The following is a 13849-nucleotide window of genomic DNA, read 5'->3' as shown; positions in this document are numbered from 1 at the left end:
TTTGTGTTCAGAACCGACGCAAAAGAAATTAACGCCGAGCTCTTTCCATTGACGAGCCGCTTGAGCATTTGCGACAAACATACCAACGGGCTTGTTAATTGCNGAGCGACAGGAATCCAGATCCCACATGTATGCAGTGCCGAGCAAGCAGAAAAGTTAGTGAAGATGTCCCATTACGGTGAAGGTGGTCGAGGCTATGCAGGCTCAAGCCGCGCAGCAAAATACGCAACCAAACCGATGGCCAATCACCTAAAGGACAGCCAGTACAACACGGTTGTCATTGCACAAATTGAAGACCCAGAAGGTGTGGTAAACGCAGAATCGATTGCAAAAGTGGAAGGCATTGATGCACTGTTCATTGGACAAGTCGATTTGTCCGTGTCTTACGGAGCTGAAAGTGTGAATGATGAATGCGTGCGAGAAGCGAGCATTAAAATAATCAAAGCAGCTCAGCAAGTTAACAAGCCCGTTGGTATGTTTGTCGCAAATGCTCAAGCGGCTCGTCAATGGAAAGAGCTCGGCGTTAATTTCTTTTGCGTCGGTTCTGAACACAAAATGATCATTGATGGCTTTCGAAATGAGCAAGCCGTCATGAATTCATAAATTTTCTTTGTGATTTCAAATGTTACACGTATTGTAATTATCGAGCCTTGCTCATTCGGACCTGTTGACCTGGTCAAGGTGGCGCTTGGATTTATCGCGATATAAGGAGATTCACCATAAAAGCGAAAGTTACCTCTATTGATGTTGCCAAAATGCTTGGCGTTTCTCAGTCTACCGTTTCTCGGGCATTCAGTCCGACAGCGAGTATTAGTGAGAAGAAACGTAAAATGGTTATGGATGCCGCGACCAAGCTTGGCTACACGCCAAATGCGATCGCTCGTAGCCTTATATCCAATCGTTCAGGGCTAGTGGCTATCGCACTTGATAGCGAATCAAACCCAATGTACGACTTGCAATCTCGTGCTCTCGCGATGGAAATTCAAAAGCGCGGTGGCCAAGTTGTCCTTTGCCCTATCGATAAAGACGACTTGGATCTTGCCATTTCACGTGCGATTGAATATCAAGTTGATGGCTTAATCATTGCTACCAGCCGTCTTACTTCCCGAGCATTCGCACAATGTGAAAAGTTTGGCGTTCACTTAAGCCTTATCAACCGTTATACAGAAAGCATTAATGCGAACAGCGCAGGCCTAGATAACCAAAGAGCTGGCACGCAAGCGGCGGATTATTTGCTGGATAAGGGCTACCAACAACTGGCTTATGTCAGTGGTGATGCTGGCTCAATGACCAGTGATAAACGTTGGCTTGGCTTCTCTGAGACCGCAAAAACTCGTGAAGCAGCTTCACCTATCTTCATCAATGCCAAATACAGTTTTGAAGCGGGGTTAGAGGCAGCCAAAGAGTTAATGGAGCATACATCCAAACCTGATGCTGTGTTCTGTGCCAATGATATCCTAGCTATGGGTGTTATGGACGGTCTTAGAAAGCTCGGATGCCATATTCCAGAAGACTTTGCAGTGATGGGAGTGGATGATATCCCAATGGCCTCTTGGCCAAGCTATGACCTCACTACTATTGCTCAGCCTACCGATAAAATCGTGCGAAGAGCTGTCGAAGACTTAATGCAGCGCATCAACGATAACGTGGACGCTAAAGGCGAATACCTGCTTGAATCTGGCATCATTATTGAGCGAGGGAGTACAGCCAAAGGCTCTTAGCCAGCTTTCCTTTCACAAGCTCGCTGCAAATCAACCTGCTCAACATCGATAAATTTAAACTAAAAGCCCTAATCTCAAGTTAGGGCTTTTTCTGTGATCTCGTCTAAAAATTCGCCTATTCATATTAACTTCACTATTAAATCGCTCCAATTGTTATTGACTTGTTAGCTCTGTGTTTATATTTTGGATTCGTATGCAAAATTAGGATATGAAGTGCGGATAAATAACCCACTGAACAACATGGCTCAAATGAATGCACATAAAAGCCATGTGATGAACAAGGAAGAACGATGAAACGCGCAATCTTTACCTCGATTACTGCCCTCGGCTTAACGCTGTCTAGCATGAATACCTTTGCAAGCAATGTGATCCGCCTTGCTCACGACAGCCAAGAAACATCACCCGTCCATAAAGCAATGCTTCACTTCGAAAAAGAGTTGGAATCTCGCTCTAACGGAGAACTTGAAGTTGAAATCTACCCTGCCCGTCAACTAGGCGATGTAAGAGAAACCACAGAGCTTGTTCAGCAAGGTAACTTACAGATGACGTTTGGTGCATCGGTACTGCTTTCACCTTACGTACCTGAGTTCAACGTACTTGATGTCTTCTACCTGTTTGAAGACGAAGCGCAAGCACACAAAGCATTGGACAGCGACAAGATCGGCAAACCACTTCTTAATTCAATGGAATCAAAAGGCTTTCATGGCTTAGGTTTCATGGAAGTTGGCTTCCGCAGCATCACCAATAACAAGCAACCTATTAACAACATTGAAGACTTGAACAGCTTAAAGATTCGTTCAGCGTCTAACCCGACGCAAATCAGTGCTTGGAAATCGGTAGGTACGGCACCGACACCGCTTTCTTGGGGTGAGATCTTCACTTCGTTACAACAAGGCTTAATCAATTCACAAGAGAGCGCGGTTTACTCAATTTACGCTGAGCGTTTTTATGAAGCACAAGAGTACTTATCGCTCACTAACCATATTTACACTAACTACGTGCTATTCATGAATAAAGAGTTCTGGGACTCTCTACCGAGTGATCAACAGGCGCTTATCAATGAAGTAAGCCAAGAAACTATCGCGGTACAGCGTGATCTTGCAGCGAAACAGAACCAAGAAGTCATCAAAGAGCTTGAAGCGAAAGGCATGACAGTAAACGTAGTGCCAACCGACGTTCGTACTCAAATGAAAGAAAAGATGAATGCAGCGGTTTACCAAGAACTTCGTAGCAAAACTGGTGAAGCGCTATTCGACAGTGTGATCACAGAAATAGAGCAACTCTAATTCACTGATCACGATTGCTAGCCCTTCATTGGTGCCCGTTATTGACTCAGGCTTTGAGGCTTGGTTTTAAAGCAGTTTTATTACTTTACAGACAAACCGCTTTAAAGCCTGAGATGCAGTTCATTCATTGGCATTCAATGCCCTTTTCAATACTCTTTGGAGTTACGTATGAAATGGTTTCGCCTGTTCGACCGATACTTCGAACCAACACTGATCGTACTTTCTATCTCGTTGATGACCGCGCTTCTTTGTTTACAGATAGCATTGCGCCTATTTGACGCTTCAATTGCTTGGGCAGAAGAACTTGCCCGCTACCTTTTCGTTTGGGCGATGTACTTAAGCATCAGCTACTGTATTCGTGATGATCGACATATTCGCATTCGCCTATTCATAGACAAACTACCGGGTAATCTAACCCACTACAGTTTGATTCTTTCAGACCTTATCTACCTTGCCTTCAGCTATACCGTTGCCTGGTTTGGTTTCAAAGTGATTGGTCGAAGCCTAAAACTAGGCCAAATCGCTCCAGCAATGGAAATCCCGATTGCATGCTTATATGCTTCTGTACTTGTTTGTGCCGTACTCAGTGCCATTCGCCTTGTCGTTAGCATCAATAAGCGTATTTCAATTATTGCTTACTCACCAAAGTCGGTTCGACTAACGCAACACCGTTACCGCCACTTGAAAGCAAAACACCGCACTTCTAACCGCTTGTTGGAGCTGAGCTTATGACCTCTGCTTTGTTATTTGGTAGTTTCGGATTACTGCTTCTTATTGGCGTTCCCGTAGGTATCGCACTCGCAGGTGCCAGCATGCTGGCAATCTTGAGCCTACCCTTCTTAAATATCGAATTTTTAGTTCAGGGCTTGGTGACAGGCTTAGACTCTTTCCCACTATTGGCCGTAGTACTCTTCACATTGGCCGGTAACTTAATGAGCCAAGGCGGTATATCAAAACGTCTTTTGCATGTTGCTGAAGTCTTCTTTGGTCACTTCACCGGTGGTTTAGGGATTGTGGCGATCGTTGCGTGTATGTTCTTTGCTTCTATCTCTGGTACAGGTTCAGCAACCGTTGCGGCGATTGGCTTAACCATGATTCCATCTATGGTGAAAAAAGGCTACGACCGAAGCTTTGCTGGTGCATTGATTGCCTCTTCCGGCGGTATCGGTGTAATTATTCCACCATCTGTTGTAATGATCGTGTATGCCATTACTGCAGAAGTATCCGCAACGAAAATGTTCATGGCCGGCATTATCCCTGGGGTTGTCGTCGGACTCGTCCTCATCGGTTACTGTTTGATCGTATCGAAAATCCGAGGCTACGAAGGTAACGATAAAAAGGCAACGTGGCCAGAGAGAATGGCAGCGCTTAAAGAAGCGATTTGGGCAATACTATTACCCGTAATCATACTTGGCGGCATCTACTCTGGTGTATTCACGCCAACTGAATCTGCAGCGATTGGTGTGTTATACGGCTTGTTTTTCGGCATGTTTGTTTACAAAGAGCTGGATTACAACAAGGTAGTGAAGATCATTTTAGAATCTTCATTGTTGGTAGGAGCAGTACTTGTGATTGTGGGCGCTTCAGTTACCTTTGGTCGAATCCTAACGCTTGAGCGTCTACCAACCGAAATCGCACAGTTCATTCTCTCTATCACGGAAAACAAGCTGCTCATTTTGCTATGTATCACCGCATTGCTACTGATCGTTGGTACATTCATGGAGACATTAGCGGCGATTGTTATCTTAACTCCAATCCTGCTGCCTATCGTGACCGCATTAGGAATGGATCCAATCCACTTTGGTATCGTGATGATCGTGAACTTAGCCATCGGGTTTGTCACTCCCCCACTCGGCGCCAACTTATTTATGGCCAGCCAAGTAGGTAACGTGCCGATTGAATCCTTGTCTCGGGCGATTTTAGGCTGGATTGGTGCCATGCTCGTCGCTTTGATGATCATTACTTTTGTACCAGCGATATCACTGTTCCTCCCAGAATTATTGTCTTAAGCGTTCCCATCAACAAAGCCACTCAATATTCATCTTTGAGTGGCTTTTTCAATCCAACCATTCCTAAAGTTATCGTTGCATTCGAATCCATTTCTAATCAAAGAATGTAAACAAAAAATTAACAACCTGATTAAAACCCCATCGTATAAGAATCATTACTCTAAATTTTCTCTCGTCATCACTTCGATATAACAAATCGTCACAGAGTGTTCTCTGGTTTAATACCCACCTCACCACACCCAAGACAAAACCAACAAATACAATTGGTTATGTGGATAAACACTACATTTAAACTTAATTATTTTGTTTGTATACACTCGATAAACAGTGAACCATCACTCAATTAGCTGACTGACAACCGTATTTTGAGAGTTGTTAAAAAACAGATCAAACCCACAATAAAGAAACATATGCAAAACACCTCATTGACACAGTGATAACAAAAGGCAATATTGGATACGTAACCAAAAATAATCCAATAACTAATTTCATGACGCATCAGGAGGTGATTAATGGCTATGGTTGGCTTTGATTCTAAATGGCAAGATTTTCCGGATTACATATTAGGCATCACTAAAGAAATTTGGGAAGATCGAGGTCTGAGTACCCTACATAACTATTACTCACCTGACATTATCGTCCGTACACCACTCTCCATCACCAAGGGAAACGAAAAGGTCATCAGCGCGACCATGGGCACACTAGCCGAGTTCCCGAACCGTACCTTATTAGGTGAAGACGTTATTTGGTCAGGGACTCCTGAGCAAGGCATGCTCTCATCACATCGAATCATTTCAACAGCTACTCACACTAATGATGGTGTATTTGGTAAAGCCACAAACAAAACACTTAAGTTTCGAATTATCGCTGACTGCCATGCCATCAATAACCAAATCAATGACGAGTGGATGATCCGAGACATCGCTGCGATTGCAAACCAACTGGGTATGACGTCAGAAGAGTACGCTCGTCAGCAAATCGAAATAGAGGGTGGCGTTGAGCAATGCCCCTTCCCTTTCACTCCCCAAGTCGACATTCAAGGCCCTTACCTTGGTGTAGGAAATGACAATCAATACGGTCAGCGCTATGAAGACATACTGCGACGTGTAATGAGTGCTGAGTTCTCGGTAATACCAAAAGAGTATGACCGAGCTTGTATTGGCGAATACACGGGCGGTCAAACTGCACTCTCTCATAGCGAGATTGACCAGTTTTGGATGTCACTGCGCTCTTCATTTCCGAACGCGGAGTTCAAAATTCACCACCGTATTGGTCGCAATGACGAAATGATGTCACCACGTGCAGCTATTCGTTGGTCGCTACAAGGCAAGCACGAAGGCTACGGTATGTTTGGAAAGCCTACAGGAAAAGACGTTTACATCATGGGTATCAGCCATGCAGAGTTTGGGCCTTGGGGCCTACGCAGAGAATTCACGCTACTTGATGAAAGTGCTGTCTGGAAACAGATTCTCATCCAAATCGGTTAACTATATAAGGAAGTATTATGTTGAACAGCTTAATAGAAAATTTCTACAGAACCTATTTTAACGCTCACTCATCCGAACGGACTCAAGTAGCTCAAGAGATGCTAAATGCTGACGTTAAATGGTGTGTCGCTCATCCGATTAACGACGTCTCTGGTGTCGATACGACTGAGCAAGCGTTTCTATTACCGCTAGTAAACTCGCTACCTGATGTTGAACGACGACCTTCAATCATTATGCAAGGTGAGTACGAAGGCCGCACTTGGGTAAACTCTACCGGCTACTTTGTTGGCACATTTGCAAAACCGTTGTTTGGTATCCCAGCAACAGGAAAAACACTCTACTTACGCTACACCGAAATGGTTTGCACCCAAGATGGTCAAATTATTGAGTCCTATCTAATCCCTGATTTTATCGATGCAATGAACCAAGCTGGCGTGAATCCGTTACGTAAGAGCCTAGGCCATGCTGGATTAGTCCCTGCCCCAGCGACTCAAGATGGCATATATGCAGGTAGCGTCGACACTGAAGAGAGTCAGAAAAGCCAGAAATTGGTGCTAGATATGTTGGCTTGCTTGGGCCGATTTGATGGTAAACGCCTTGATTCAATGGATCTAGAAAACTACTGGCATGACGACTTTATGTGGTACGGACCGGCTGGGATTGGTACGACTCGTGGTATCCAAGGTTTCCGCGACCACCATCAAGGACCATTTGTCTTTGCCTTCCCTGACCGAAGTGTCGATATAGAGCTCAATATTTTGTCCAAAAATGACTACGTATCCACAGGCGGTTGGCCACACATGCATGGGACACATACCGGCAGCAGTGGCTGGTTAGGGTTAACACCGACAGGTAAGCACATCGAGCTTCGCGTTATGGATATCTGGCGAAGAGAAGGCAAACTACTCAAGGAGAACTGGGTTGCTATCGATATCGCACACATCTTAAAACAGCTTGGATACGATCTGTTTGAGCAAATGGAAGAACAATTAAAAGGATGTGAGCATGTATGATTTTGGCGCTTTAAACTGGACAATTCTTGGAACCTATGTCGTCCTAACTTTAGTTATGGGGGCACTAGTTGGCAGACGTGTTACTTCCGCTAACCAATTTGCGTTAGGTGATAAAAATATTCCATGGTGGGCTATAGGTATCTCTGTTGTGTGTACCTATGTCAGTGCGATGTCTTTCTTGGGTGGGCCAGCTTGGTCTTACAAAGAAGGCTTGTCGGTGATTGCTATCCACCTAAACTACCCTCTGGTGATTTTCTTTATCGTTGCCGTGTTTATGCCGTTTTTCTACAACAACGGCCTCACTTCGATTTATGAATATCAAGAACGACGCTTTGGAAAAGCTTCTCGTATCACTCTGTCTCTGATTTTCTTAATTAAACAGGCGATAAGCTCAGCTGCGGTCTTATATGCGACCTCGTTAATCCTCGAGTTCATTACAGGCATCGACGTGACTTACTGCATCATCATCGTCACTGTTATCGCGCTAATCTATACCGTAATGGGGGGAATTGCCGCCGTTATTTGGACAGATGTCATTCAAGCGGTCATTCTGTTTCTTGGCGCGTTCATCATCATCGAAGCCGTTTGGAATGGCATGCCACAACCAATGACTGAAGTGATGCAAAACCTTAAAGCAGAAGGCATGACCAATGCGTTGCAAACCAATTTAGATTTAAGCCAAGTGACCACGGTATGGGCTGGCGTTATCGCAATGACAATGTTCCACACGACTGTGTATGGCGGTAACCAAATGATGGTTCAACGCTGTATGGCGGCTAAAAATATGGGTGATGCGAAAAAAGCGATGCTAATGATGGGCTACGTTGCTTTCTTCATCTACTTCGTATTCATTCTATTAGGCGTGTTATTTAACGCTTACTACGATGGTAAAGAGTTCGAGAATGGCAATACCATTATCCTGCACTATGCCAGTGAATACGGTATGCCAGGGCTGATGGGAATCATTGCGGCAGCTATTCTTGCAGCAAGTATGTCGAGCTTAGACTCCGCTTTTAACTCTATGGCTACCGTCTCTGTTACTGACTTCTATAAACGCTTCTACAAGAAAAATGAGTCAGAGGAACATTACCTAAAAGCATCGCGTTTCTTCACGGTTATGTGGGCGCTATGTATCATCATTCCAGCCTTCATGTTTGCAACCAGCACAGGCTCAGTTTTAGAAATACTGAGTAAAGCGGGCTCCTATTTTGTAGGCGCAAACTTCTGTATGTTCGTGCTTGGTTTCTACTCCAAACATATTACAGAAAAAGGACTATTAATTGGTGTCGCAGCTAGCTTCTTAGCAATCTGGTATGTAGCAGTAGCGACTGATATTGCTTGGCCTTGGTACTGTGTCATCGGTGTTTTCGTGAATGCGATTGTCGCCTACGCTGCAAGCCTGCTGCTAACTGGCAAACAAAAAGAAATGCACCTTTATACAGTCAAAGGTCAACAGGCAGAATATGCTCGCTTGAACAAGCCGATCAAAGAAGATGGTTGGTATGTTGTGCCGGGTAAAATCGATGCACCTTGTTGGGGACTGCTCGTCATGTTTGTATTCTCACTCGTTCTACTTTGGGGAATTAACGAGTTCATTGAGAACGCACCAATGTTGATTAACTTCATCCGAGTCTGCTCTGTTATTGTTGCTGCAAGTATCATTGGTTACATGATTTACTCATTCAAACGCTCTAAGCCATCAAATGAAGTAGAACAAGTCAGCTAAGGTTCTCCTAAAACTTAACCTAGCGACAACAAAAAAGGCTCACTATCACAGTGAGCCTTTTAGTATCTGGCGAACGCTAAAGACACATTCAGCGCTGCTAATAAGCTATCGAAGAGTCGTTTTAGACCGATAGTTAAGCAGCAATTTAGAACGGTAAATTAGAAGAATTCGATAGAATTACGGCCGCTTTTGTCGTCACGTGTTGGCTTTGGCGTGTCCGCTTTCTTTTTCGGCTTGTTTTCTTTCTTTTTCTCTTTCTTTGGTTCTGCTTTAGCACTCAACATTTCAGCAGTGCTTTTCTTAGATTCTTTCTTCTTAAAATCCTTTTTAGACTGGCCTTTCTTCGACTTGTTGTCTTTCTTAGCCGCTTCTTTTTTCTTTGGCTTATCTTCTACTTCTTGTACTGGCTGATCACAGCACACTACATAGTATTCTTGGTTGAATTCAAAGAAGTCACCATCGTACATTTTACGACGCTTACGTGTTTCCAACTCACCGTTTACCGCAACGTAGCCTTCAGAGATAACGTGCTTAGCTTCGCCACCGCCACTCACTAAGTTCGCGATCTTGAACACTTTGTAGAGCTCAATTGGCTGAGATGACACATCGACACCAATCGCCTCGATTTCAATCTCTTCGCCTTCTTCGCCGTGCTCGTAACCTTCGTAGTCAGCGTCTTCGTAATGTTCTTGGTCCATGATGACCTCTACCTAAATATGTACTTCTGAAATATTGGGCGCAGTGTAATAGTAAAACCACTAAATGACCATGTTGAATTCAACATGATCGCCCTTGTTATAAAGAATAGTGCCTCTATTGGCGACTTACACGCCACCCACGTTCGAGAGGCTCACCAACTGCTTGGTGTATTCGTGTTGAGGAGCGCGAAACAGCGTCTCGGTGTCGCCCTTCTCTATCACCTCACCCGCTTTCATCACGATGGTGTAATGACATAGGGATTTCACGACGTTCAGATCGTGGCTTATGAACAGGTACGTAAGATCGTACTTTTCTTGGAGTGACTTGAGTAAGTCTAAGACCTGAGCTTGCACCGTTCTGTCTAATGAAGACGTCGGCTCATCGAGTAGGATAAACTCTGGCTTCAGAATCAGTGCTCGTGCAATCGCAATTCGCTGTCTTTGACCGCCCGAAAATTCATTTGGGTAACGGTGACGCGTTTCTGGGTCAAGATCGACCTCCTTCATCACATCGCAGATACGCTGGTCCAGTTCGCTCTCATCAAGCTGCTGATGGACGCGTAAGCCTTCACCAATTACTTGTGCCACCGACATTCTTGGGTTCAAAGCTGAGAATGGGTCTTGAAAGACGACTTGCATGCGGCTTCGAAATGGCAGCATTTGCTGGCGGTTTAGCCCTTGAAGCTGTTCGCTTTCATAAGTAATCGAACCTTCACTCTCCACCAGCTTTAATATCGCCATACCTGTAGTAGACTTGCCTGAACCACTTTCTCCTACTAAGCCAATTGAGTGCCCTTTCTTAAGGGTGAACTCCATATCAGTGACCGCTTTAATATGCGAAATAGTACGCTTAAATAAGCCGCCCGTAATTGGGAACCAAACTCGAAGTTGATTTACATCGAGTAGCGGTTGGCTGCCAGGTGACACCGTAACAGGCAAGCCTTTAGGGTCAGAATTGATTAGCTTTTGCGTGTAAGGTTGAGCTGGCGCATTAAACAGTGTCTGGCAGTCGTTGCTTTCCACAAGGCGACCATCCTTCATCACCGCAACTCTATCGGCAATCTTACGAACAATGCTCAAATCATGGGTGATAAACAGCATCGCCATGCCAAGCTCTTGTTGCAGGTCTTTCAATAAGTCGAGAATCTGCGCTTGTACCGACACATCCAGTGCAGTCGTTGGCTCATCAGCAATAAGCAGCTCCGGCTCATTGATCAGTGCCATCGCGATCATAACACGCTGACGCTCACCACCAGATAACTCATGCGGATAGGCTAATATTTTTTGCTCTGGATGACGGATGCCTACTTTAGATAACCACTCTATCGCCAAGGCTTGCGCTTTATTGGTTCGCATTCCGCGGTGAATGGCTAGGGTTTCAACAAGCTGTTTGCCAATTCGATGAAGCGGATTTAGCGAAACCATAGGCTCTTGGAAGATCATTCCGATACGGCCACCACGAATACCACGCAGTTGCCTCTCAGAACAACTCAAGATGTTGCTACCAGAGAAGTTAACCTTTCCGCTCAAGTAATGAGACGAACCTTTAGGCAGTAGCTTTAAGATCGAGTTAGCCGTCACCGATTTACCCGAGCCACTCTCTCCCACCAGAGCCAGTGTTTCCCCTTTGTATATTTCGAGAGAAACATCGTGAGTTACCTGCTCTATCGCCTTCTTTCTTCCAAAACCGACAGACAGTTTATCTATGGTTAGCACTGGAGAAGCAGGAGCTGTATTTGAAGTCATAACCTATCCTTACTTCTGTTGGTGTGGGTCGAAGGCATCACGTACCGCTTCACCGACAAAGACAAGTAACGTAAGCATCAAAGAAAGTACAACGAATGCAGAAATACCAAGCCAAGGCGCTTGTAAGTTGGCTTTACCTTGCGCCAGAAGCTCACCTAACGAAGGCGAACCCGCAGGAAGACCAAAGCCCAAGAAGTCTAACGACGTTAATGTGGTCACCGAACCAGAAAGGATAAACGGCATCATGGTTAGTGATGCAACCATAGCGTTTGGCAACATGTGACGAAGCATAATGCGCTTGTCATCCACGCCCATCGCTTGTGCCGCACGTACATAGTCGAAGTTACGACAACGTAAGAACTCGGCGCGAACAATACCCACCAAACTCATCCAACTGAACAGCACCATAATCCCTAGCAACCACCAGAAATTCGGCTCAATGAAACTCGACAAGATAATTAGCAAGAACAAGGTCGGCATTCCGGACCACACTTCGATGAAACGTTGCCCAAACAGGTCAACCCAACCGCCGTAATATCCTTGCGTAGCCCCAACGACCACGCCAATAAAACTTGAAACAATCGTCAGAACAAAACCAAAGAGCACTGAGATACGAAAGCCGTAAATAATCCTCGCCAACACATCTCGCCCTTTATCATCCGTACCTAACCAGTTCACCGAGTCAGGCTCCGATGGTACCGCGCCTGCGATATCAAAGTTGATGGTGTCGTAGCTGAAAGGAATGATAGGCCAAACGATATAGCCACTTTCTTTAATCAGGTCAATTACATACGGGTCTTTATAGTCGGCTTCGGTTTCAAACTCCCCACCGAATTCTGTTTCTGCGTATTCGTTAATGACAGGCACAAACCATTGATTATCATAAGAAACCAATAATGGCTTATCGTTCGCGATGATCTCTGAAAACAGGCTCAAGCCAAACAACAAGGTGAATATCCACAAAGAGATAAAACCACGCTTGTTTGCTTTAAAACGTAACCAACGAGCTTCAGCTAAAGGGTTGCTAAACATTTTTAATCAATACCTTTGTTATTCATTCGCCATTAACGCGCTTCAAAATCAATTCGAGGATCAACCCAGGTATAAGTCAGGTCGGAGATAATGCTCAACACCAAACCCAATAAGGTCATAATATAGAGAGAGCTGAATACCACTGGGTAATCACGTTGAATCGTCGACTCAAAGCCAAGCAAGCCAATGCCTTCGAGTGAAAACATCACTTCAATCAACATAGAACCCGTGAAGAAAATACTAATAAATGCGCTTGGGAAACCTGCAATGATGATCAACATCGCATTACGGAAAACGTGCTTGTAGAGAATGCTGTTCTCGTCCAAACCTTTCGCTCGTGCCGTTACCACATATTGCTTGTTGATTTCATCAAGGAAGGAGTTTTTGGTCAGCATGCTGAGTGTGGCAAAACCACCGATCACCATTGCAAAAATAGGCAAAGCTAAATGCCAGAAGTAATCGCCAATTTGCTGATACCAATTGAGTTGGTCGAAGTTACTCGAGACCAAGCCTCTTAAAGGGAACCAACTGAAATAGTTACCACTCGCGAATAAGATAATCAAAATGATAGCGAACAAGAAGCCAGGTACCGCATAGCCGACAATCACCACAGCGCTCGACCAAATATCAAAACGAGAGCCGTGGTGTATCGCCTTCATAATGCCCAGAGGTATCGAAATCACGTAAATGATTAACGTACTCCAAAGCCCCAGAGAAATAGAGACAGGCAAGCGCTCGATGATTAAATCGATAACATTACCGCCCTTAAACAGGCTTTCACCAAAGTTAAAGGTCGCGTAGTTTTTCAACATCTCAAAGTAGCGAACGTGAATCGGCTTATCAAAACCAAACTGCTTTTTGATCTCTTCAACCACTTCCGGATCCAGCCCGCGAGAGCCTTTATAGCCACTGGCAGACGCTTGATCACTCTCGCTTAAATCAACCTCTTGCCCACCACCAGAGAAGCGCTCCATAATACCGGAGTTGTGCCCTTCTAACTGTGCCACAGCCTGTTCTACTGGGCCACCCGGAGCAATCTGAATAATGAAAAAGTTAATCGTGATGATCGCCCACAGCGTGGGGATCACCAACAACAAACGTCGAAATATATACGCAGCCATGCTAACTAAC

Annotated in this window: 11 protein-coding genes and 2 pseudogenes; 8 read left to right on the top strand and 5 right to left on the bottom strand. The window is 44.8% G+C overall.

Annotation, left to right across the window (positions count from 1 at the left end):
- Positions 1 to 99 (bottom strand): annotated as a pseudogene (locus tag A3712_RS28780) (aldolase); the annotation flags it as partial.
- On the opposite strand from A3712_RS28780, the pseudogene A3712_RS00975 reads away from it, so the two are divergent.
- From A3712_RS00975 to A3712_RS00940, 8 genes and pseudogenes are all read left to right on the top strand, one after another.
- Positions 94 to 603 (top strand): annotated as a pseudogene (locus A3712_RS00975) (HpcH/HpaI aldolase family protein); the annotation flags it as partial. The pseudogenes A3712_RS28780 and A3712_RS00975 sit on opposite strands and share 6 nt — an antisense overlap.
- Positions 604 to 755: 152 nt before the next feature.
- Entirely contained in the window at positions 756 to 1721 is a 966-nt protein-coding gene (locus tag A3712_RS00970; RefSeq protein WP_063521893.1) for a LacI family DNA-binding transcriptional regulator, read from the top strand.
- Positions 1722 to 2011: 290 nt separating this feature from the next.
- Entirely contained in the window at positions 2012 to 3007 is a 996-nt protein-coding gene (locus A3712_RS00965; protein ID WP_063521892.1) for a TRAP transporter substrate-binding protein, read from the top strand.
- Between the two features lie 168 nt (positions 3008 to 3175).
- The gene (locus tag A3712_RS00960; RefSeq protein ID WP_063521891.1) at positions 3176 to 3739 is read left to right on the top strand and encodes a TRAP transporter small permease; all 564 of its coding nucleotides are present in this window, start codon (positions 3176 to 3178) and stop codon (positions 3737 to 3739) included.
- Positions 3736 to 5016 (top strand): TRAP transporter large permease, encoded by a 1281-nt coding sequence (locus tag A3712_RS00955; protein ID WP_063521890.1) that lies wholly within the window; start codon positions 3736 to 3738, stop codon positions 5014 to 5016. The genes A3712_RS00960 and A3712_RS00955 overlap by 4 nt, the downstream gene beginning before the upstream one ends.
- Positions 5017 to 5528: 512 nt before the next feature.
- On the top strand, positions 5529 to 6503 hold the full coding sequence (locus A3712_RS00950) for a nuclear transport factor 2 family protein (RefSeq protein ID WP_063521889.1): 975 nt from the start codon (positions 5529 to 5531) through the stop codon (positions 6501 to 6503).
- Between the two features lie 17 nt (positions 6504 to 6520).
- A complete protein-coding gene (locus tag A3712_RS00945) occupies positions 6521 to 7516 on the top strand; it encodes a nuclear transport factor 2 family protein (protein ID WP_063521888.1) in 996 nt (331 codons plus the stop codon).
- Positions 7509 to 9242: a sodium:solute symporter family transporter gene (locus A3712_RS00940; RefSeq protein WP_063521887.1), complete on the top strand. Its 1734-nt coding sequence runs from the start codon at positions 7509 to 7511 to the stop codon at positions 9240 to 9242. The genes A3712_RS00945 and A3712_RS00940 overlap by 8 nt, the downstream gene beginning before the upstream one ends.
- Positions 9243 to 9400: 158 nt before the next feature.
- Here A3712_RS00940 and A3712_RS00935 read toward each other — a convergent pair whose 3' ends face one another.
- The 4 genes from A3712_RS00935 to A3712_RS00920 form a co-directional block, all read right to left on the bottom strand.
- Positions 9401 to 9940 carry an RNA-binding S4 domain-containing protein gene (locus tag A3712_RS00935; protein ID WP_063521886.1) on the bottom strand — a complete coding sequence of 180 codons (540 nt, stop codon included), beginning with the start codon at positions 9938 to 9940 and terminating at the stop codon, positions 9401 to 9403.
- Positions 9941 to 10066: 126 nt separating this feature from the next.
- A complete protein-coding gene (gene yejF / locus A3712_RS00930) occupies positions 10067 to 11686 on the bottom strand; it encodes a microcin C ABC transporter ATP-binding protein YejF (protein WP_063521885.1) in 1620 nt (539 codons plus the stop codon).
- Between the two features lie 9 nt (positions 11687 to 11695).
- On the bottom strand, positions 11696 to 12718 hold the full coding sequence (locus tag A3712_RS00925) for an ABC transporter permease (protein WP_063521884.1): 1023 nt from the start codon (positions 12716 to 12718) through the stop codon (positions 11696 to 11698).
- A 32-nt stretch (positions 12719 to 12750) separates the two neighbouring features.
- A complete protein-coding gene (locus A3712_RS00920) occupies positions 12751 to 13839 on the bottom strand; it encodes a microcin C ABC transporter permease YejB (RefSeq protein WP_061031098.1) in 1089 nt (362 codons plus the stop codon).
- Between the last annotated feature and the right edge of the window lie 10 nt (positions 13840 to 13849).

Source organism: Vibrio sp. HI00D65, assembly GCF_001635455.1.
GTDB lineage: Bacteria > Pseudomonadota > Gammaproteobacteria > Enterobacterales > Vibrionaceae > Vibrio.
This window is presented reverse-complemented; position numbering and strand designations above follow the sequence as displayed.

Coding starts and splice junctions, on each gene's coding strand:
- A3712_RS00950 (WP_063521889.1), top strand. CDS start 5,529: ATGGCTATGGTTGGCTTTGATTCTAAATGGCAAGATTTTCCGGATTAC.
- A3712_RS00960 (WP_063521891.1), top strand. CDS start 3,176: ATGAAATGGTTTCGCCTGTTCGACCGATACTTCGAACCAACACTGATC.
- A3712_RS00970 (WP_063521893.1), top strand. CDS start 756: ATGCTTGGCGTTTCTCAGTCTACCGTTTCTCGGGCATTCAGTCCGACA.
- A3712_RS00940 (WP_063521887.1), top strand. CDS start 7,509: ATGTATGATTTTGGCGCTTTAAACTGGACAATTCTTGGAACCTATGTC.
- yejF (WP_063521885.1), bottom strand. CDS start 11,686: ATGACTTCAAATACAGCTCCTGCTTCTCCAGTGCTAACCATAGATAAA.
- A3712_RS00945 (WP_063521888.1), top strand. CDS start 6,521: ATGTTGAACAGCTTAATAGAAAATTTCTACAGAACCTATTTTAACGCT.
- A3712_RS00920 (WP_061031098.1), bottom strand. CDS start 13,839: ATGGCTGCGTATATATTTCGACGTTTGTTGTTGGTGATCCCCACGCTG.
- A3712_RS00935 (WP_063521886.1), bottom strand. CDS start 9,940: ATGGACCAAGAACATTACGAAGACGCTGACTACGAAGGTTACGAGCAC.
- A3712_RS00925 (WP_063521884.1), bottom strand. CDS start 12,718: ATGTTTAGCAACCCTTTAGCTGAAGCTCGTTGGTTACGTTTTAAAGCA.
- A3712_RS00955 (WP_063521890.1), top strand. CDS start 3,736: ATGACCTCTGCTTTGTTATTTGGTAGTTTCGGATTACTGCTTCTTATT.
- A3712_RS00965 (WP_063521892.1), top strand. CDS start 2,012: ATGAAACGCGCAATCTTTACCTCGATTACTGCCCTCGGCTTAACGCTG.